The 18,737-nt window shown below is 48.3% G+C and carries 22 protein-coding genes and 1 tRNA gene; 18 read left to right on the forward strand and 5 right to left on the reverse strand.

The features are described from left to right. Window positions 1–284: 284 nt before the first annotated feature. From EAO38_RS05715 to murG, 12 genes are all read left to right on the forward strand, one after another. Window positions 285–1,640: an FAD-dependent oxidoreductase gene (locus tag EAO38_RS05715; RefSeq protein WP_121021960.1), complete on the forward strand. Its 1,356-nt coding sequence runs from the start codon at window positions 285–287 to the stop codon at window positions 1,638–1,640. A 98-nt stretch (window positions 1,641–1,738) separates the two neighbouring features. Next, window positions 1,739–2,179, forward strand: coding sequence for a Dps family protein (locus EAO38_RS05720; protein WP_121021963.1), 441 nt, complete (start codon window positions 1,739–1,741; stop codon window positions 2,177–2,179). After that, a complete protein-coding gene (locus EAO38_RS05725; RefSeq protein WP_121021965.1) occupies window positions 2,180–2,446 on the forward strand; it encodes a DUF2018 family protein in 267 nt (88 codons plus the stop codon). It abuts the gene before it with no gap. Next, window positions 2,439–2,846 carry a hypothetical protein gene (locus tag EAO38_RS05730; protein WP_121021967.1) on the forward strand — a complete coding sequence of 136 codons (408 nt, stop codon included), beginning with the start codon at window positions 2,439–2,441 and terminating at the stop codon, window positions 2,844–2,846. Before EAO38_RS05725 ends, EAO38_RS05730 begins: the two co-directional genes overlap by 8 nt. Continuing rightward, entirely contained in the window at window positions 2,846–3,733 is an 888-nt protein-coding gene (locus EAO38_RS05735) for a polyprenyl synthetase family protein (RefSeq protein ID WP_121021969.1), read from the forward strand. The genes EAO38_RS05730 and EAO38_RS05735 overlap by 1 nt, the downstream gene beginning before the upstream one ends. Window position 3,734: 1 nt before the next feature. Continuing rightward, a complete protein-coding gene (gene hemA / locus EAO38_RS05740; RefSeq protein ID WP_121021971.1) occupies window positions 3,735–5,045 on the forward strand; it encodes a glutamyl-tRNA reductase in 1,311 nt (436 codons plus the stop codon). Beyond that, window positions 5,045–6,778, forward strand: coding sequence for a proline--tRNA ligase (locus EAO38_RS05745; protein ID WP_121021973.1), 1,734 nt, complete (start codon window positions 5,045–5,047; stop codon window positions 6,776–6,778). The genes hemA and EAO38_RS05745 overlap by 1 nt, the downstream gene beginning before the upstream one ends. Then, on the forward strand, window positions 6,778–7,137 hold the full coding sequence (locus EAO38_RS05750; RefSeq protein WP_121021975.1) for an FxsA family protein: 360 nt from the start codon (window positions 6,778–6,780) through the stop codon (window positions 7,135–7,137). Before EAO38_RS05745 ends, EAO38_RS05750 begins: the two co-directional genes overlap by 1 nt. Continuing rightward, a complete protein-coding gene (gene hemC / locus EAO38_RS05755; RefSeq protein ID WP_121021977.1) occupies window positions 7,127–8,041 on the forward strand; it encodes a hydroxymethylbilane synthase in 915 nt (304 codons plus the stop codon). Before EAO38_RS05750 ends, hemC begins: the two co-directional genes overlap by 11 nt. A gap of 85 nt (window positions 8,042–8,126) precedes the next feature. Further along, window positions 8,127–8,217: transfer RNA gene (locus EAO38_RS05760), tRNA-Ser, on the forward strand. 67 nt (window positions 8,218–8,284) lie between these two features. Then, window positions 8,285–8,695: a flagellar assembly protein FliW gene (gene fliW / locus EAO38_RS05765; RefSeq protein ID WP_121021979.1), complete on the forward strand. Its 411-nt coding sequence runs from the start codon at window positions 8,285–8,287 to the stop codon at window positions 8,693–8,695. 2 nt (window positions 8,696–8,697) lie between these two features. Continuing rightward, on the forward strand, window positions 8,698–9,771 hold the full coding sequence (gene murG / locus EAO38_RS05770) for an undecaprenyldiphospho-muramoylpentapeptide beta-N-acetylglucosaminyltransferase (protein WP_121021981.1): 1,074 nt from the start codon (window positions 8,698–8,700) through the stop codon (window positions 9,769–9,771). Here murG and EAO38_RS05775 read toward each other — a convergent pair. Beyond that, the gene (locus EAO38_RS05775) at window positions 9,762–10,031 is read right to left on the reverse strand and encodes a competence protein ComB (RefSeq protein WP_121021983.1); all 270 of its coding nucleotides are present in this window, start codon (window positions 10,029–10,031) and stop codon (window positions 9,762–9,764) included. The two genes, murG and EAO38_RS05775, sit on opposite strands and share 10 nt — an antisense overlap. Further along, window positions 10,031–10,285, reverse strand: a complete 255-nt coding sequence (locus EAO38_RS05780; RefSeq protein ID WP_121022043.1) for a TrbC/VirB2 family protein — start codon at window positions 10,283–10,285, stop codon at window positions 10,031–10,033. The genes EAO38_RS05775 and EAO38_RS05780 overlap by 1 nt, the downstream gene beginning before the upstream one ends. A 130-nt stretch (window positions 10,286–10,415) precedes the next feature. Between EAO38_RS05780 and EAO38_RS05785 the strand changes: the two genes are divergently transcribed. Beyond that, window positions 10,416–11,567 (forward strand): DUF2130 domain-containing protein, encoded by a 1,152-nt coding sequence (locus EAO38_RS05785; RefSeq protein ID WP_121021985.1) that lies wholly within the window; start codon window positions 10,416–10,418, stop codon window positions 11,565–11,567. A 149-nt stretch (window positions 11,568–11,716) separates the two neighbouring features. Here EAO38_RS05785 and EAO38_RS09005 read toward each other — a convergent pair whose 3' ends face one another. Beyond that, a complete protein-coding gene (locus EAO38_RS09005; RefSeq protein WP_205588357.1) occupies window positions 11,717–11,890 on the reverse strand; it encodes a hypothetical protein in 174 nt (57 codons plus the stop codon). A gap of 51 nt (window positions 11,891–11,941) precedes the next feature. On the opposite strand from EAO38_RS09005, the gene EAO38_RS05795 reads away from it, so the two are divergent. The 5 genes from EAO38_RS05795 to EAO38_RS05815 are packed head-to-tail and all read left to right on the forward strand — an operon-like array spanning window position 11,942 to window position 17,351. Further along, a complete protein-coding gene (locus tag EAO38_RS05795; protein ID WP_120955718.1) occupies window positions 11,942–12,190 on the forward strand; it encodes an RNA-binding S4 domain-containing protein in 249 nt (82 codons plus the stop codon). A 21-nt stretch (window positions 12,191–12,211) separates the two neighbouring features. After that, the gene (gene ileS, locus EAO38_RS05800; protein WP_121021987.1) at window positions 12,212–15,022 is read left to right on the forward strand and encodes an isoleucine--tRNA ligase; all 2,811 of its coding nucleotides are present in this window, start codon (window positions 12,212–12,214) and stop codon (window positions 15,020–15,022) included. Beyond that, window positions 15,015–15,455 carry a preQ(1) synthase gene (queF, locus tag EAO38_RS05805; protein WP_199767665.1) on the forward strand — a complete coding sequence of 147 codons (441 nt, stop codon included), beginning with the start codon at window positions 15,015–15,017 and terminating at the stop codon, window positions 15,453–15,455. Before ileS ends, queF begins: the two co-directional genes overlap by 8 nt. Window positions 15,456–15,474: 19 nt before the next feature. Then, window positions 15,475–16,191: a hypothetical protein gene (locus tag EAO38_RS05810; RefSeq protein WP_162982698.1), complete on the forward strand. Its 717-nt coding sequence runs from the start codon at window positions 15,475–15,477 to the stop codon at window positions 16,189–16,191. After that, window positions 16,191–17,351 carry a hypothetical protein gene (locus tag EAO38_RS05815; RefSeq protein ID WP_121021991.1) on the forward strand — a complete coding sequence of 387 codons (1,161 nt, stop codon included), beginning with the start codon at window positions 16,191–16,193 and terminating at the stop codon, window positions 17,349–17,351. Before EAO38_RS05810 ends, EAO38_RS05815 begins: the two co-directional genes overlap by 1 nt. Here EAO38_RS05815 and EAO38_RS05820 read toward each other — a convergent pair. Further along, on the reverse strand, window positions 17,348–18,481 hold the full coding sequence (locus tag EAO38_RS05820) for a potassium channel family protein (RefSeq protein ID WP_121021993.1): 1,134 nt from the start codon (window positions 18,479–18,481) through the stop codon (window positions 17,348–17,350). The two genes, EAO38_RS05815 and EAO38_RS05820, sit on opposite strands and share 4 nt — an antisense overlap. 12 nt (window positions 18,482–18,493) lie before the next feature. Further along, entirely contained in the window at window positions 18,494–18,682 is a 189-nt protein-coding gene (rpmB, locus tag EAO38_RS05825; protein ID WP_121021995.1) for a 50S ribosomal protein L28, read from the reverse strand. Between the last annotated feature and the right edge of the window lie 55 nt (window positions 18,683–18,737).

The raw sequence follows: 18,737 nt of genomic DNA on the forward strand, positions 1-18,737 counted from the left end.
TCATGTAGTGGCGCTCCCCTCTAGCAAAGAGCCAGAGCGTGAGCATACGGCTTAGCAAAGTGGTTTTATACGCCCCGCGGTAGGCTTTGATGATGCAAAATTAAAGCAGGAATGCTTCGCTTTAAAGAATTTCACCTAAGAGTGCATAGCGCGCTTAAAACACTCCTCTAAAACGATGTTGAAGGGAGGTTGGTTAAAAACCCATAAAAATGGCGCGCAAACAATCATTATTAGACGATCTTGCTATAATAACCCCTTATGACCTTACAATTAAAGGATGGAAAATGCAATGGGATTATGACTTGATCGTGGTGGGGTTTGGCAAAGCGGGCAAGACTTTGGCGGCCAGCGCGTCTAAATTAGGTAAGAAAGTGGCACTTGTGGAACAATCTAAAGAGATGTATGGGGGGACTTGTGTCAATATTGGTTGTATTCCCTCCAAAGCACTCGCCCACCTAGCCACTCACAAGAAAGGCTCTATGGGCTATAAAGAAAGTATTGAAGAAAAAAATAAATTGGTCGCTTTTTTGCGCCAACAAAATTACCAAAGCTTGCTTGATGCGGGCGTGCATTTGGTAGAGGGGAGGGCTAGCTTCAAAGACCCCCACACCCTGATGATCTACCATAAAGATAGCTGTCAGGAAATGAGCGCGCACAAGATTGCTATCAACACTGGTTCCATACCCATCACTCCCTCCGTGCCCCTTAATTCGAATAGAATTTATGACAGCACGACTTTGATGCAACTCAATATGTTGCCCGCGCACTTGGTAGTCGTGGGCGGAGGGTATATCGGGTTGGAGTTTGCGAGCATGTTCAATCTCTTTGGGCGCGCAGGGCATAAGAGTCTGACTAAAGTGAGCGTCTTGGTGCGCGGCGATCGTTTTTTGCCTAAGGAAGACCCCCTATTCCAAAAAAGTATCTTGGAATCGCTCAGTCAAGCGGGCATCGAGATCATTTGCAACGCACAATTGCAAAGCATTTCAGGTCACCAGCTCTACTATCAAAACACCCAAACCAATCAAGAAATCTGTTTGGAAGCCGATGCGTTTTTACTGGCCACCGGACGTGTACCCAACACCACAGGTTTACAATTGGAAAAAGCGGGTTTGCGCTTGGGAAAATACCAAGAGATTCTCACCAACGAATTTCTCATTGCCAACGCCGATCACGAGGGCAATGTCTATGCGCTGGGCGATGTTAAGGGAGGTGAGATGTTTACCACCTATGTGAGTTTGGACGACTTTAGAATCGCCTTTGATCATCTCTATGGCGCACAATCTCGCACCACCAAAAACCGCGGGGTTTTGCCCGAAGTGCTCTACATAGAAACCCCCTATAGCCATGTGGGCATGCGCGCTAAGGACATGGAGGGTTCCGATAAAAAAGTATTGGTAAAAACTCTATCCAGCGCGTCTATTCCGGGCACAAGAATCGTAGAAAACCCTGTAGGGCATCTGCAAGTGCTCGTAGAGGACAACGCCCAGCAGACTATTTTAGGGGCTAGCTTGCACTGTGCGCTCTCTTATGAGCTCATCAATTTATTCACTCTGGCTATCAACCAAAACATCAGTTTCAACACCCTTAAAAACATGATCTACACCCACCCTTCCATCATGGAGGGAATTAACCTGCTATGAAGCCCACAAATTGCGCCTTTATAAAATGATTAGGTATTTTGCGCTAGAATGCGGCCCTAGCCTTGAGGCTAGAGAAAACACAAAAAGGATTGCGCCTTATGAAAACAAAAGTAGTTGATTTGCTCAAACAGCTTCAGGCGGATAGTCTCGTCTTGTTTGTGAAATTGCATAATTTCCATTGGAATGTCAAAGGGCCGGATTTTCACCCCGTGCACAAGTTTACTCAAGAGGTTTATGAACAATTTGCTGAGCTCTTTGACGACTTGGCCGAGCGCGTTACGCAATTGGGGCATGTGCCTGTAGTTACGCTAGGTGAAGCGCTGGAAGTCGCCCATCTCAAAGAAGAAAGCAAACATAGCTTCAACTCTAGAGAGGTGTTTGAGGCTGTGCTCAAAGATTACGAACATCTAGAAAAGCACTTTGCGCAACTCTCCGATTTAGCTGGGCAAACCGATGACAAAGTAACTGTTGCCTACGCAGACGAACAACTGGGGCATTTGCAAAAAGCTATTTGGATGCTGAAGGCTTCTTTAGCCTAAATGGAGGAGTTATTTGAGGGCGACCCCATTGAGAAGTGGGGCGATGTGCTCTTGCATGCCAGTCAGAAGCTTGTACGCGCCGAGCTAGAACGCCTCTTGGAGTTGCAGGCTCTGAGCGCGTTGCTTTTAGAAGAGGCGGGCTTAGAAGAGAAGCTTGAGGGTTTGCTCAAGTCCTGTAAGTTTGATCCCGCTCTGCAAGCGCGCGCACGGGCTAAGAAAATAGATTTGGTGATGACTTCCATGGCCAATGTATTAGGGCATGAATAGGCTCTTTGTCGTTTTGATCGTTTTGTGTGAGATCGCCATGGCAAAGAGCCTAGACAAACTCCTCAATCTCAAAAAAGATCAAGTCTACAAGGGGGAGTTGCAACTGGGCAAATTCAAAAAACCCCTCTCCTTGCGTTGGACACTCTTTAAAGACGGCGGGTTGGTGGTACATCTCAAATGCAACAACTTCCCCTATCAGTTCATCCTCTACCCAGATTTCCAGCGCGACACTTTTCGGCTCGATCTCTTCAAAGAAGCTATCCAATCCCACATGAGCCAGAGTGCTGACCCCACGCCCCCCTACTTTGCGCTAACCTTTAAGAAATTTGACTCCGCTAGCCAGCAAGCCAGCCTGCGCGTGCGCGCCTCTTCTAAACTCAAATGGATCGAACAGCCCTAATGCTAGGCCAAATCGTCCAGAGGATTGAGCAGTTTCTAGCCCAAGTGCAAAGCGCAGATGTGGAGCGTATGGCCGATTCATTAGGGCAGGGCAAGATGTTGCGCAGCAAGCTCATTTTAGCCATTTGCCCTGAACACCCCCAGCTTTTGGACTTTTGCGCCATCATTGAGATGATCCAAAGTGCCTCGCTCCTGCATGACGATGTGATTGACAACGCCCACACCCGGCGCGCGCACGCCTCCATCAACCACGCCTTTGGCAACCAAAACGCCATCATGTTAGGCGATGTCTTTTATGCTAAGGCCTTTTTAGAGCTCACTAAACTGGACACAAAAATCGCCCAGTTGGTCGCCCATAGCGTGATGGAGCTCTCTAGGGGGGAGATTAAAGATGTGATGGCCTCTCATGCTTTTCATGCCGACACGGCGCGTTATGTGGACATTATCCAAGATAAAAGTGCCTCTTTAATCATAGCCAGTTGCGCGGGCGCGGCCATGTTAGCTAGGCTAGACCCCCAAGCCTACCGCGTTTTCGGCTTGAATTTTGGCATCGCCTTTCAGATCATGGATGATCTGCTAGACATCACTCAACCCAAAGAGGTCTTGGGCAAGCCCGCTTTGAGCGATTTTAAAGAGGGCAAGAGTACTTTGCCCTATATTTTATTGTACCAACAACTAGACCCCCCTAACCAAGAACGCCTACAAGCCTGTTTTAAAAACACCGATGAACAGGCCTTGGCGTGGTGTGTGGCGCAATTTCAAACCCATGGCATTGTGGAGCAAACTCTAGAGTACATCCGCCATTACGCCCACATAGCCCTGCAGGCTATCAAGGGGCATAGCGCGTTAGAAAAGGTGGCTTCTAGTTTGATCGAGCGGGAGTTTTAGAATGCAGGCGGCTTATTTGACTCTAGGCTTTAGCCACAAGCTCTTGCCTTTGGACACCCGCGAAAAGCTGGTTTTTGAGCCAGAGGCGTTGCTGGAGTTTTTGGCGCGCTTTAGGCAAGAGCACCCTAGCGTGCATGAGATCATGGCGCTTTGCACCTGCAACCGCGTAGAATTTTATCTCTACACCCACGCCCCCGATCAGATCGCCCCCCCTCTACTCAAAGCCCTCGCCCATACCAAGCAAGTGGACTTAAAAGCCTTGCAAACCAGTTTAGAGTTTCACACCCAAGAGCACGCCATCCACCATGTCTTTTGCGTGGTGAGCAGTTTAGATAGCCTGGTGGTGGGGGAGACCCAGATCACCGGGCAGTTTAAAGAGGCCTTTAAACTCTGCTTGCAAGCGGGTTTGTGCGCCAAACACTTGAGCCGTCTAGCCCATTTCGCGCTCAAATGCGCCGCTGGGGTGCGCAATGCCACGGCGATCTCCTCACAGGCTGTTTCTATTGCCTCTGTGGCGGTCAAACAGGCCGCTGAGATTTTACAAACAGAGATCGCACCCAAGCGCGCGATGGTGGTGGGCATGGGGGAGATGGGGCAGTTGGTGTGCAAACATCTGCTCGCTAAGGGCTTTGAAGTGGCTCTTTATAACCGCAACACCCAACGCGCGCTAGATTTTGCCAAGAGCCTAGACAACCCCAACTTGCAAGTACAACCCCTCAGTGCCTTGGCACAAGGGATTAACGCGTACGCCTTTTTGTTCTGCGCCACCAGCGCGCCTTATAGCGTGATTAGCACTACGATGGTGCAACCTTGTACTTTTAGGCGTTGGTGGTTTGATTTGGCTGTACCCAGGGACATCGAACCCCCCCAAGAGCCCAATATTTGGCTCTATAGCGTAGATGATTTGCAAGGAGTGGTGGCGCGCAATTTAGAGCAACGCCAAAAAGACACCCGCCATGCCTACCAAGTGGTGGGGCGCTTTAGCGTCCAATTTGCCCAGTGGTTGCAGAGTTTGGAGGTAGACCCGCTCATTAAGGATTTAAGAGAGTTGGCCAAACAAGCCGCGCTCAAAGAGTTGCGCCGCGCTATCAAAAAGGGCTATTTGCCCCAAGAGCATGAAGAATGCGTGGCGCGCATTTTGCACAACGCCTTCAACACCTTTTTACACCACCCTAGCGCCACCCTCAAAAAAAACGCCCACAAACCCGAGAGCGACATGCTGGGCGAATGTCTAAAAAGCTTGTTCAATTTAGGTAAAGAAAGCATGTTTATCAACCGCTACAAATGCGAATTTAGCGAAGAAGGATTTTAATGCGTTTTTCTCAACTCTTTGCCCCCACCACCAAGGAGGTGCCCAAAGACGCGCTGCTCAAGAGCCACCGCTTCATGGTGCAGGGGGGCTTTATCCAGCAAATGGGCAGCGGGCTTTACCACTTTTTGCCCCTAGGGCATAAAGTGTTGGGCAAAATCCGCGCGCTCATTAAAGAAGTGATGGATTCTTACAACGCGCAAGAGTGCACGCTAGGCTTTGTGGTGCCCGCGTCCTTGTGGCAGGAGAGCGGGCGTTTTGAGCAATATGGCAAAGAACTGTTAAGTTTTTTAGATCGCAAAGAAAACCCCTGTGTCCTTAGCCCCACCCATGAGGAGGCGATCACCCAGATCATCAAGACCCACATCAAGAGCTATAAACAACTCCCCTTAAATCTCTACCAAATCCATACCAAATTTCGCGATGAAATCCGCCCCCGCTTTGGGCTGATGCGCGCGCGCGAATTTGTGATGAAGGACGCTTATAGTTTTCATGCCAATACAGAATGTCTGGATACAGAGTTTATGCGCATGCACGCGGCCTATAGCCAGATTTTCGCGCGTTTAGGGTTGAATTTTCGCGCGGTGGAGGCGGACAGCGGGGCCATTGGGGGGAGCAAGAGTCAAGAATTTGTCGTCTTGGCAGAATGCGGGGAGGATAGCGTGATTGTGTGCCAAGAGTGCGCTTACGCGGCCAATGTGGAGATCGCCAAGCGCGCCAAACGCCAAGAACCAGAGAATCCCCCCAAAGCCCATTTTGCCAAATTCCACACCCCCAACACCCCCACTATTGAAAAACTCAGCGCGTTTTTCAAAGTCCCCCCCTATTTTTTGATGAAGGCCGTACTCAAAAAAGCGCGCTTGAGTACGAGCGCGCGCCCGGTGGTGTTTTTCTTAAGAGGGGACGATCAATTAGAGGAGACTAAAGCCCTCAACGCCTTTAATAGAAGTACCCAGCAAAACGCCCTAGAACTAGAGGAGATGAGCGCGCATGAGATCGCCAAATTAGGCCTGCCCGTGGGCTATATCGGGGCTTATGGGCTCAAACATTTAGTGCCCGATATAGAGGTGATCTTTGATGTGGATTTGCAAGAGGCAGATTGCTTGATCTGTGGGGCTAATGAAGTGGATCAACACTTTGTAGGGGTGGATTTGTCCAGCTTTGCGCATTTGAATTACCAAGACATCGCCCAAACCCGCCCTCAAGATCGTTGCCCAGAATGTCAAGGCCCTTTGAGCGAACAGCGTAGCATTGAGGTGGGGCATATTTTCAAATTGGGCAATAAATATTCTAAAAGCCTAGAAGCGCGTTTTTTAGATCAAGAGGGGCGTTTGCAGTACTTTGAGATGGGTTGCTATGGGATTGGTGTAACGCGCTTGATGAGCGCGATTTTAGAGCAATACAGCGATGAAAAAGGTTGTGTGTGGAGCAAGGCAAGCGCGCCCTTTGAGGTGGTGGTGGTGGTGGCCAACCCCAAAGATCGCGCCCTAGAGGCATTGGGCACGCAGATTTATGAAGAGCTCAAAGCGGCAAAAATAGATGTTTTGCTAGACGATCGCCCCGATCGCTTTGGGGCCAAGATGGCTGATTTTGAACTCATCGGCTGCTCTTATGCGCTCATTATAGGCAAACAAGCCCTAGAGGGGCAATTTGAGCTCATCACAAGGCAGGGTTTGGGCAAGCGCGTGATCGCTAGGGAGAGCGTGGTGCAAACTCTTGTAGAGGCGTTAGCCTGATGCCCTTTGTATTCGTTCTAGGGGTGTTTTACCTCGTGGTTGAGGTGGTTTTGATTGTCCGCGTTGTACAGGATTTTGGGTTACTCATCTTTCTTTTAGAAGTGGTTTTGAGCGCGTTACTAGGAGGAGGCGCGCTTTTAAAGGGCTCCCTAAAAGCCCTAGACTTGAGGGAGCGCGATCCGTTAAAATGGATGGAAGGGGTGTTTTTGCGCACCATTGGGGGGTTGCTCTTGATCTTGCCTGGGGTACTCTGCGATGTCTTTGGCTTGTTGGCTTTGCTGGCGGCGTGGTTAAGAAAACCCCCCCAAAAGGACGATGGAATCATTGATGTAGAAGTGTTGGACAAAGATGGGCGCTAGAGTTGTCATTGGGAGCCGAGGGAGCGCGCTCGCGCTCTGGCAGGCTAGACATGTGCAAGATCTCCTAGCCCCTTTGGGTTTGCAAAGTGAAATTAGGGTGGTCAAAACTAAGGGGGATAAGATTTTAGATGTGCCTCTAGCTAAAATCGGGGGCAAGGGGCTTTTCACTAAAGAATTAGAAATTTTATTGCTCAAGGGGGAGATCGATCTAGCCGTGCACTCGCTCAAAGATGTCCCGGTGGACTTGCAAGAGGGCTTGGTGTTAGCCTGTGTGAGCGCGCGCGCTAACCCTCAAGATTGTTTTTTGAGTTACCAATACCCCAACTTGCAAGCGTTGCCCCCCCATGCGCGCGTGGGCACAACCTCGCTGAGGCGTGCGATGCAGCTTAAGACCCTGCGCATGGATATAGACCCCTTAAGCCTGCGCGGGAATGTGCAAAGACGCTTGGAACGCCTAGAGAATGGGGATTTTGAGGCGGTGATCTTGGCCTGCGCGGGGGTGGAACGCTTAGGGGTTGAGTTGCCCTATCAAGTGCCCTTGAGTATAGAAGAGATGATCCCTAGCATGGGGCAGGGCGCGCTGGGGGTAGAGATGCGCGCTAATCACCCTCTTTTAACCCAAATCTCTAGTTTAAACGATCCTTTGAGCGCGTTGTGTTGCGGGTTAGAGAGGGATTTTGTGCGCGCCTTGGGCGGGGGTTGTCAAGTGCCCTTGGGTGTGCATGCGCGCCTACAAGGCGATCAAATAGAAATACGCGCCATGGTGGGGCTTTTAGATGGCCAAACCTTTATCAAAGAGCGCGTTGTGGGCGCGCGCACGCGCGCTCCAGAACTGCTACAAGACCTGCTGCGCATCTTCAAGCAACAGGGCGCGCTAGAGGTTTTGGCCAAAATACACGTATAACCAGCACGGCACAAGCGAGTTTCAGGGGCATTTGGGCTGAGTTTAAGAGTGTTGTTAACTTTGAGAGAGTACAATGCGCCTTTTTGGACAGGTGGGTGAGTTGGCTGAAACCACATCCCTGCTAAGGATGCGTAGCTGCAAGGTTACCGAGGGTTCGAATCCCTCCCTGTCCGCCACCAATCCCCTTTAAATTTTTGGAACAGCTTTTGCTGAGAACTTGGCATATTTTGCTAAAGGAAGCGCATGCATTACCAACTCAAGTCTCCCATTCTAGGCTTTGAAAACATCATGGAAGTGGAGCTCACTAAGATAGACGATCTTTTCAGCAAGGTCAGTAGCCTAGATGGCACGATCAGCCTTGTTTTAGCCAATCCTTACAAACTTAGAGAATATAGCTTCAGTATCCCTAAGTATATTGAATTGCTCTTGGAGTTGGATGCGCACTCAGAAGTAGAGGTTTATTGCGTGGTGGTGGTACAAAAGAATTTAGAGGATTCCATGGTCAATTTCCTAGCTCCCTTGATCTTTAATCCGCGCAATGGCTATGCCGCCCAGATTCCCCTATCCATCATGGATTACCCAGATTTTGGGTTTAGAGAAACCATTAAATCCTTTGTACCTCCCGTGCAAGCAAGTGCGCGTGCCAGTTACTAGCCGTGTTTGCGATCAGTGGTGGGGGAACGGGAGGGCATTTGTGTGTCGCCAAAGCCCTAGCCCAAGAGTTAGTCCATCGAGGCGAGTCCTTGATTTATTTAGGCAGTAATGCCGGGCAAGATCGCGCATGGTTTGAAACAAGTCCCTTATTTGTGGAGCGTTATTTCTTAGAAACCAGCGGGGTGGTCAACCAGAGTTTCGCAAAGAAAATCCCTGCGCTTTGGGCGCAACTCAGGGGTGCTAAAAAGGCAATGGGCGTGCTCAAAACCCACCATGTGCGCGCGCTCATCAGCGTGGGGGGGTTTAGTGCAGGGCCGGGGAGTTTGGCTAGTATTCTATCGCGCACGCCCTTATTTATCCATGAACAAAACGCTGTTCGAGGTGCGCTTAACAAATACACCGCCCCCTATGCCAAGCGCGTTTTTGGGAGTTTTGCGCCCGACAAGTTTGGCCCCAAGTTTAGCCAAACCCCCTATCCGGTACAGGAAATCTTTTTTAAAAAAGCGCGTATCCGTAATAAAATTGAAACCATCTTATTTTTAGGCGGCTCGCAAGGGGCTAGCGCCATCAATGATTTTGCCATTTTATGCGCTAGAGATCTCTTGCAGAAGGGCTTCAAAATGATTCACCAATGCGGCACACTCAAGTTCGATCGCATCGCTGCGCTTTATAAGGGTTTAGGGATCTTAGATAGAGTGGACCTCTTTGCCTTTGATTCCAATTTAGTAGAAAAAATGCACCAAGCAGATATTTGTGTGAGTCGCGCAGGGGCTAGCAGTGTGTGGGAGCTTTGTGCAAACAATCTGCCAACGATGTTTATACCCTACCCATATGCAGCTGCTAACCATCAGTATTTCAACGCCCTAGAATTTGAGCAGGAGGGTTTGAGCCAGATTATTCCTCAACGCTCTTTGCGCCCTCCTCAGCTCTTTGAATTCATAGAGTGGTTACAAACCCCGCAGGAGCAAGGCCCCCTAATCTCTCAAGTGAGTCTAAGGCTTAGAGATAAAATTTCTAGCAATGGGGCACGTGTGATCGTGGATCAAATCCTAGCTGACCTACAATCTCAGGCATAAAAGGCATCGCTAGGGGTTTTGATTTGGGAACGTGCGATCAAAATGTCTGCAATGTCCTCATCAAAGAACTCTAGCACACTAAAGAGCAATAAGAATCCCCCATATAATAGCAGAGCATAGAGAATGCCCAGCCATGGTAAGAGTACAAAGGGGATAAAAATTGCCAAAATCCAAGACTTGGCGTTCAGCCATAGAAATTTGTCTTTGGCCGAAATCTCCTTGAGATTGGGCACAGAAATCACCAGTACGGGGTAACCCATTAAAATAACCCCATGAACCACGAAGCTAGGGCCGGGGCCTTAAAAAAGAGCATGATCCCCAACACCACGCCCAAGATAGTGAAGAAAATCTCGCGCCAACGATCCAAGTTACGCCACACATAAAAGGCAATGCCAATGAAGATCAGCATTAAGATTCCCTTAGCCGTGTTGCTCTTCAATTGCGCCTCGATCGCATTAAAAAAGTCTTCTGCCCCCTGTGCCCACAACGCACAAGCCCCTAAAGCCCAAAACACCCAAAAACGCAAGACACACCCCCTAGGGAAAATGCCTTGACCTTAGCGTATTTTAGATTAAACTCTCCAGCCGCTAGTGTGATTGTGCACAAATTTTGCGTTACAATGCCTCAAAACAAAGGATTATTACATGATAGACACCTTTACATGCCCTAATTGCAAGCACACTTTCAAGATGGACGCGCTCTTATCCGCGCAGGTTCAACAAGCATTACAAGTAGAGATAGCCCAAGAAAGAGCCCGTTTTGACGCAGAGATCACCAAGCAGCGCCAAGAAAACCAACAAACTCTCCAGCAACTCCATGAGCAAAAACAGACTCTAGTACGCCAAGAGGCCCAGTTCAAAGCGCAAATGGAACAGGTACTTCAAAAAGAACGTGATCAAATGCAAGCCCAGATACAACAGGAACAAGCGCGCTTGCAAGCCCAAAACGCCGCACAATTGCAAATACAAAGAGAGAAAATAGAAAAGACCTTGCAAGCCAAGCTTGAAGCAGAATACGAACTCAAATTTAAAGAACAAGAGATGCAAAAAGAGCGTTTAGAAAAGGCGATTCAAGAAGCCAACAGAAAGGCACAGCCTAGCATTTCCCAGCAATTGCAAGGAGAGGCCCAAGAGTTGGCCATTGAAACATATCTACGCGATAAATTCCCCCTAGATCACATCCAAGAGATCAAAAAAGGGCAAAGGGGAGCGGATTGTTTACAAAGGGTGCGCAACAATAGAGGGCAGGATTGCGGCATGATTTGCTATGAAAGCAAGCGCGCTAAAGACTTCAAGGAAGAATGGGTGGAAACGCTCACACAGAACAAACGCGAAGCAGGCGCGCATTTAGGCGTGCTTGTGAGCGCACACTTACCTAGTACTATGGAGCGCATGGGGCTTTATAAGGGCGTGTATGTCTGCACCTTCCAAGAATTCAAGGGGCTTTGTGGGATTTTGCGCGAGATGATCATTAATTTGGCATGGGCACAGCAAAGTCAGGAAAACAAGGGGAGTAAGATGGGTGATCTCTATGACTACTTGATAGGCTCGGAGTTTGCCAAAGAGGTGGAAAATGCAATCGCAATCTTTAGTGCGATGCGCGCTAGCATTCACGAAGAGAAACAAGCCGCAAAAAGCTACATGGCCAAGTTAGAAAAACAATGGGCAAAGCGCGAGAAACAAATAGAGGGGCTTCAATTTATCGTGGCGCGTACACGTGGTTCTATTGAAGGCATTGCAGGCAACGCCATCGTACCCATCAAAGCCTTAGAACTAGGCCTAGATGGAGATGATTAGAAGTTTGGCGTGCGCGCACTGCGCGTATAGCCTTCTATCCACCCCTTTTCATGCGCGCGCTAAAAATTGGTAAAACCCTGCGGCCGCTTTATTGCTTTGGGTGATGTACCCCATGTTTTTACTATACCCCTTTCCTAGCAAGATACACCCTAGGCTATCATGGCATCATTTCCTACGTGAATCATGATACGCCTGTGGGCGAATTTAGGGTTGGGGTCATGGAGCCATAGGGCTTTGTTGCGCCCTTTGCGCCCTTTTTTCCAGTGTAGCGTATAGGTGCGCGCGATGATGGGCCTGTCTTGGCCGCTTTCATCTGTGGGCATACTCTAACTCAAGCTTAGTACAGATTTAGGCGTATTGTGTTACAATAATGCATGCGTGTGGATAAATTTTTAAATGCGACTAATATCACCAAAAGGCGCGCGATTGCGCTAGATATGCTCAAAGAGGGGGTGGTGCACTTAAATGGGGTCTGTGTTAAACCCAGTAAAGAGGTGAAGGTGGGCGATGTGCTCCAAATTAAGTATTTGGATCGCCTGAAATCTTACCGCGTGCTGGCCATCCCCACACTTAAAACCATCCCCAAATCCCAAAGTCATTTGTACATACAAGAACTAGAATAAATCCCAATAGAAAGGTTTGCTATGCAAGATTACAAAGATAGTCTTATCCTCCCCCAAACTTCCTTCCCCATGAAAGCTAATGCCATTGCCAACGCTCCCAAGCTTTATGCGCGTTGGCGCGAACAAGCGGTTTATGCCCATATGTTGGACAAACGCCAAAACGCCTCAGAGGGCTTTGTTTTGCATGACGGACCGCCCTATGCGAATGGGCATTTGCACATCGGGCACGCGCTCAACAAGATTTTAAAAGATGTGATCGTCAAACACCAATATTTCTTAGGCAAAAAGGTGGATTATGTGCCCGGTTGGGATTGCCATGGCTTGCCCATTGAACAACAAGTTGAAAAGGATTTTAAAGCCGAGCAACACAGATTGCCCGCAGAGCAACGCCACGCTTTGGACGCGCTGGAGTTTCGCGATCGTTGCTACCAGCATGCCCAAAAGTTTATTGATGTCCAACGCGAAGAGTTTTTGCGCTTAGGGGTGGTGGGGGATTATGAAAAACCCTATGAAACCTATAAATACGATTTTGAAGCCAGCATTTATCAAATGCTCTGCATTGCCGCACAAAAAGGTTTGCTCAAGCAACGCTTTAAACCCGTCTATTGGAGCTGGGCATGCCAGAGCGCGCTGGCTGAAGCCGAAGTAGAGTATAAGGATAAGCAGTCCGATTCAATCTTTGTCAGCTTTGCCCTGCAACCACAAAGCGCCCAACTTCTCAGCCAACAAGCCCATTTTAGCACCCAAGAAACCCCTAAAGAATTTGCCCTTGTGATTTGGACGACCACCCCTTGGACCCTAGCGGCTAATGTGGGCATTGCGCTCAAACCCAAGACAACCTATGCGATCACTTCTAAAGGGCATGTGGTCGCGCTTTCTTTAGCCCAAAAGTTGCTAGAAAAGGGTATCTTAGAAGGGGAGATTGTGGGGAGCTTTGAGAGCGAATTGTTAGAGAGGGCTCTAACCACTAACCCCCTAAACCAGCGCGATTCTGTGGTTTTGCTAGGCGATCATGTGAGCTTAGAAGAGGGGAGCGGGGCGGTGCATACTGCCCCCGGACACGGGGAAGAAGACTACCATTTATGCCTACAATATGATTTAGAGGTCTTAGTGCCTGTAGATGATTACGGGCGTTACAATGAGGAGATCTTGCAAAAAAAGCTCTTGCCTGAAGAGTTTTTAGGCCAGCATGTGCTCAAAATCCAACCCAAGATTTTAGAATTGCTCGATCAAAGCCTCTTGCACCACAGCACCATCACGCACTCCTACCCGCATTGTTGGCGCACCCATGAACCCGTCTTGTATCGCGCCACCACCCAGTGGTTTATCATGATGGATGAGCCTTTTTTACAAGAAGATGGCAGTTATAAAACTTTGCGCCAAGTTGCCCTAGAGGCGATTGAGGATGTCGCCTTTTACCCCAAACAGGGCAAGAACCGCCTCAAAGCCATGCTAGAGCAACGCCCCGATTGGTGCGTGAGCAGACAGCGCAACTGGGGCGTGCCCATGGCGTTTTTCTTGGACAAACGCACTCAAGAGCCCTTGTTTGACGCGCCCATCTTAGAACATATTTACCAGATGTTCAAAGAAAAGGGCTGTAACGCGTGGTGGGAGCAAAGCGTGGTAGATCTCTTGCCAGAGGGGTTTAAGCACCTAGCCCCCAATTTAGAAAAGAACACCCATATCTTAGATGTGTGGTTTGATAGTGGGAGCACCTTTAAGGCGGTGTGTGAAGAGCGTTTGGGGGTTTATCCTAGCGATTTGGTGCTAGAGGGCAGCGATCAACACCGCGGTTGGTTTCAAAGCTCCTTACTCTTAAGCTGTATCAAACACTCCCGCGCGCCCTTTAAAGGGGTGCTAACCCATGGCTTTACCGTGGATTCTAAGGGGCATAAGATGAGCAAGTCTAAGGGAAATGTCTTTTCTTTAGATGAAGTGCTCAACACCTATGGGAGCGATATTTTGCGCCTGTGGGTGGTGATGAATGACTATCAAGACAATTTGAGCGTCTCTCATGAGTTTTTTGCCCAAACTGCTGAAGGGTATAAAAAGGTGCGCAACACCTTGCGCTTTTTGCTAGCTAACACGGCGGGGTTAGAACGCCTAACCCCCCTGCAAGATTTGAGCCTGATAGATTCTTGGATTTTAGCCCTAAGCTCCAAAGTCTTTAACCAAGTGCAAGAACACTTTAAGCAATTTGACTTCGTCAAGGGCTTGCAGAAACTCTTTAGCTTCGTGGCTAACGACTTGAGCGGGATTTACATGGATATTTGCAAGGACAGCCTGTATTGTGATCCCAAAGAGAGCCCCAAACGGCGCGCGATCCAAACAACCATGCTCTATTTAGCCCACCATTTGAGTTTTGCGCTCGCTCCCATTCTCACCTACACCATTGAAGAGGTGTTAGAACACGCTAGCTCTCTATTTAAAGAAGTGGCTTTAGCTGGGGGCGGGGTCTTTGATCTGCAAATGCCCTTTTTATTGGAGGGAGCGGTTGCTCAAAGCGTGTTAGACCAATTTGAGCGCCCCCTAGAATTGCGCGCGCGCTTTAGTGAGGCGTTGGACGGGCTCAAAAAGGATAAAAGGGTGAAAACCTCCCTAGAAGTGCAAATGTACCTCAAAGACGCTAAGGACATGGCATTTACCCATTATGCGGAGTGGTTGATGGTGAGTTGCGTGGGGCTTTGGGAGGGCAGCGGGGCGGATGTGTTGTTAGAAACCCCGGATTTTGTTTTGGCACGCGCCTCTTTGAAGAAGTGCCCGCGTTGTTGGCGCTTTCTAGCCCCTAAAGACGATCTGTGTGAGCGCTGTGAAGAAGTTTTGCATGCCTAGCACTCTTAGCCATTTGGGGGCTAAGACGCACTACGCGCAACACTATAGCCCCCATTTGCTAGAAGCCTTTGAGAACCCCCACCCGGGGCAGGACATTTTTACCTGCTTAGAGAGCCAAGAATTTACCAGCCTCTGCCCCATCACCGCCCAGCCGGATTTTGCGCGCGTGCGCATTGCCTATATCGCGCATTTGAAAATGGTAGAGAGCAAGTCGCTTAAACTCTATTTATTCAGTTTTCGCAATGAGGGGGTTTTTGGGGAGGATTGTGTGGGCAAGATTTTAAACGACCTAGTCGCCCTCCTAGCGCCCAAATACCTAGAAGTGCAAGCCCATTTTAGCGCGCGCGGAGGGATCACCATCACCCCCTTTGCCAACTACGCCACGCTAGATTATCAACACTTCAAGCAAGAAAGATTGTTAAAAGCTCTATAAACAGGTTCAAGGGGACATGGTGCGTTGCTTGGCATTACTTTTTCTCATTTTTGGGATTGCTTTTAGCCAACCCCTTAAAGAGCTGATCCAAGAGATGCAAGCGATGCGCGCGCTCACGATGCGTATGTATGAAGAGAGTTTGATTCAACATGTGGATGAGACATGTCAAGATCCTCACCCCTACCACGATACGATGAAGAGGCATGCCGCCTTGTTTTTCTCTTTGGCTTTAGATTTTATGGATAAGATCCCCCTACTCCAAACCCTCCAGCCAAAAACCCCCCAAGATAAAGAATTTGTAAAGACTCTTAAAGCCTATGAATCCTTGCAACTCTTTGCAAACTTGCGTGGCTATCTCCCCACTCCTGATAGCTGTGAGAATGGCGTTTCGCTCCCTGATGCCTTTGACGCCACCCAAGTTACCCAAAATTTTTTAGATACCTTCAATCTATTTTTTGCTCCCGTATTCAAAGCCCACAAGGAGGGTTCAAGTCTATGGGATGCCCTAAGTAGCCAAACTCTAAAGGTGCGAAAATACAATTCTAGCGCAAGTATTTCTAAACAGCTAGACTCGCTCTCTTATGGATTTGATGATGACGATCTAGATAGAGATGATGAAGAGGACACCTATGGTAGGTTTATTAAAATATTCTTGGGTGTGGATTTGCAACAAAAACCCGCCAAACTCTTAGATGACTATTATCAAGCATGGCTTAAAGCCGCTGGGGGGTCTTAATGCGCGCTTTAGTGTGTGTCTGTCTATTGTGTTTGGCTTTAGTGGGGACTGAAGCCCCGCAGGCATGGCAAGATCAGATGAAAGCCTTGCAATTGGAGATGATCGCTAAAGATGTTGCCTACACGCGCCTGCTTTTAGATCGCAGCGTGGATCAAGAAACGCGCCAAAAACGCCTCCAAGCTTTTGAAAAACAAAGGGCTCAAGATTTTTACAAACAAGCTTGGCCCCTTTTAGATGTCTTCCCTATCTTTAAAGATCGCAAACTCCCCGCGCGCACCCTTAAAGCCTTTAAAAGCATCGCCTTGCTCTTGTTGTGGGAGTGTTTGGAGGATACGCGTTTGACTAACCTAGACTACGATCCGGGCGAATCCGTATTCACTGATTTTCTTGAACCCTTCTACCTCTTTGAAGACTCCATCATCCCGCTTTTATTCTCTCCCTTGCTTGCCTCTCAACTAGACCCCCTAGACTATGTCCAAAGCCTACCCTCCCTTAACAACGCTTGCGCACAAGGCAAATGCGCCTATTTAAAGGGCTTAGCGAGCGCGCTAGATTTTTTCTATTGGGCTACAGCTGTTAATAATTACCATGATCACTGGGGAGGGGATTTTCACACTTCAGATGAAGATATGGGTCTTATTGTTTCTCTAGCAAATGCTCTTAAGGGTGCATGGTATCTAGTCCAAATCTCTAAAAAACACAACCCCTTTTTAGAAGAGATATTAAATAGCGATCCTAGCATCTCTTTAGAGGCGTTTAAAAATTATGCCTTGCTTAAGGGGTTGTTCTACCTGCACAACACCCCATTTTATCTCCAAGGGTTCTTTCAAGATGAATACTCGAATTTTCAAGATAACTACCCGGAGATTCCTCATTTTTCTACCAGCTATAAGAACACACACACCCGCATTTTAAATCAACCCCAACTCTGCTTGCTCCCCAAATATCTAAGTGATAAAGCCAAGAAAGCTTGTTTAGGGGTTTTGAAAAGCCCGCCTAAGAGTGTGCTTGACTCTCTGCGCGCTCTTTTGAAACAAGCGCGTCTTTTGAGCGTGGATGATGTCCCTTGTGTGTATTTAAACCCCAAAGGTGAAATCCAATATTTCAAATCCAAAAACGCGATTTGTAGGGCTTTGGGCGCGCTAAAAAATCTCCATTAAAGCGCGACATAATCCACCTCTCTAGGGCGTTGGTGTTGGAGCACGAGATTTTTAGACTTGGTAACCCCCTCAGAAGTGCCAATGACCAATAATTTAGCCTCGCTAGCGACGATGGTCTCCCCCTCAGGCATGGGGATGTAACGCCCATCCTTTTGGATGATCCCTATGACAAAAACCTTAGCGATCTCTCTAAAATGCGCCTCTTTGAGCTTGCGTTGCACCAGCCAACTCTCTTTGGGCACAATCACCTCTTCTAAGTCTAATAAGGTGTCTTTTTTGTAAATAAATCGCTCTAAAATATTTTCCATATCCGGGCGAATCGCCATCGCGCTCACCCGTTGTGCCATTAATTTGGTGGGCGAGACAACGCTATCTGCGCCTAGCTTTTTGAGCTTTTCTAAATCCTCGTCATTGTGCGCGCTAGCGATGATGTAGTAAGGCTTGCGCCCCAACTCTTTTTCTAATAAGCGCACATTAGCGATTAGGGCAATATTGACAGAAAAGGTTTTAGAAAAAGTAACCACCCCCTTCGCGCTGCTTAAATTGGTTTTGAGCATGCTCAAATTAGTATGGGGATCACCCACAATGTGGTAGGGATATTTGTATTTGATCGCTTCTTCTTCAAATTCAGGTTGATCGTCCACCACTACAAAGGGGATTTGGGCGTTTCTAAACTGCTTGGCAAGCTCGATAGTGTATTCGTTATGATAACAGATCACATAGTGATTTTTAAGGCGCGTGATTTTATAAATCATCTTCTTCTCCCGAATGAGTTTGGCTAAGACTCCCTTGTTGATCACCCCAATGAGCACGGCCACCGTGAAGGTCATCAACGCCTCCCCACAGAACATGATCAAAACACTTAAAAAAATGCTCCATGTCCCAAACTTGCTTTCATCCAACGCCCCAAACCCGGTCGCCGTGAAGGTGTAGGCGGTTTGGAAGAAGGCTTGCATGAGAGAGTAATTCTCCAAGCCCAAATAGCCCAAAGTACCCAAGAGGATAAAGAGCTGGATGAGTACTAAGGGCAGAGCAAAGAGTTTAAAATGGGCGTAAATATCCGCGTTGATTTGGTGCGCGGGGTCTTCTTTGGGGGATTTCTTCCTAAAGAGCGCCTTAAAATTAAACATTGTCCTTGCGGACTATTGGCTTTTGCGCATAGTCCTTAAAGTAGAGGCGGCCACACGGATTTTTTGCTTTGTGCCGTCTTCTAGAGTGATGCGAATCGTACGCAAATTAGGGAGTAAACGCCTTTTGCTCTTGTTATTAGCATGGCTAACATGGTTGCCTACCATGGGGCCTTTTAAAGTCAGATCGCATTTGCGCGCCATAGATTCTCCTTTGGATTAAAAGCGCACATTATAACCTAATGTGCGCGCTTTTGCG

The organism is Helicobacter vulpis (genome assembly GCF_003660395.1).
GTDB classification, from domain to species: Bacteria; Campylobacterota; Campylobacteria; order Campylobacterales; family Helicobacteraceae; genus Helicobacter; species Helicobacter vulpis.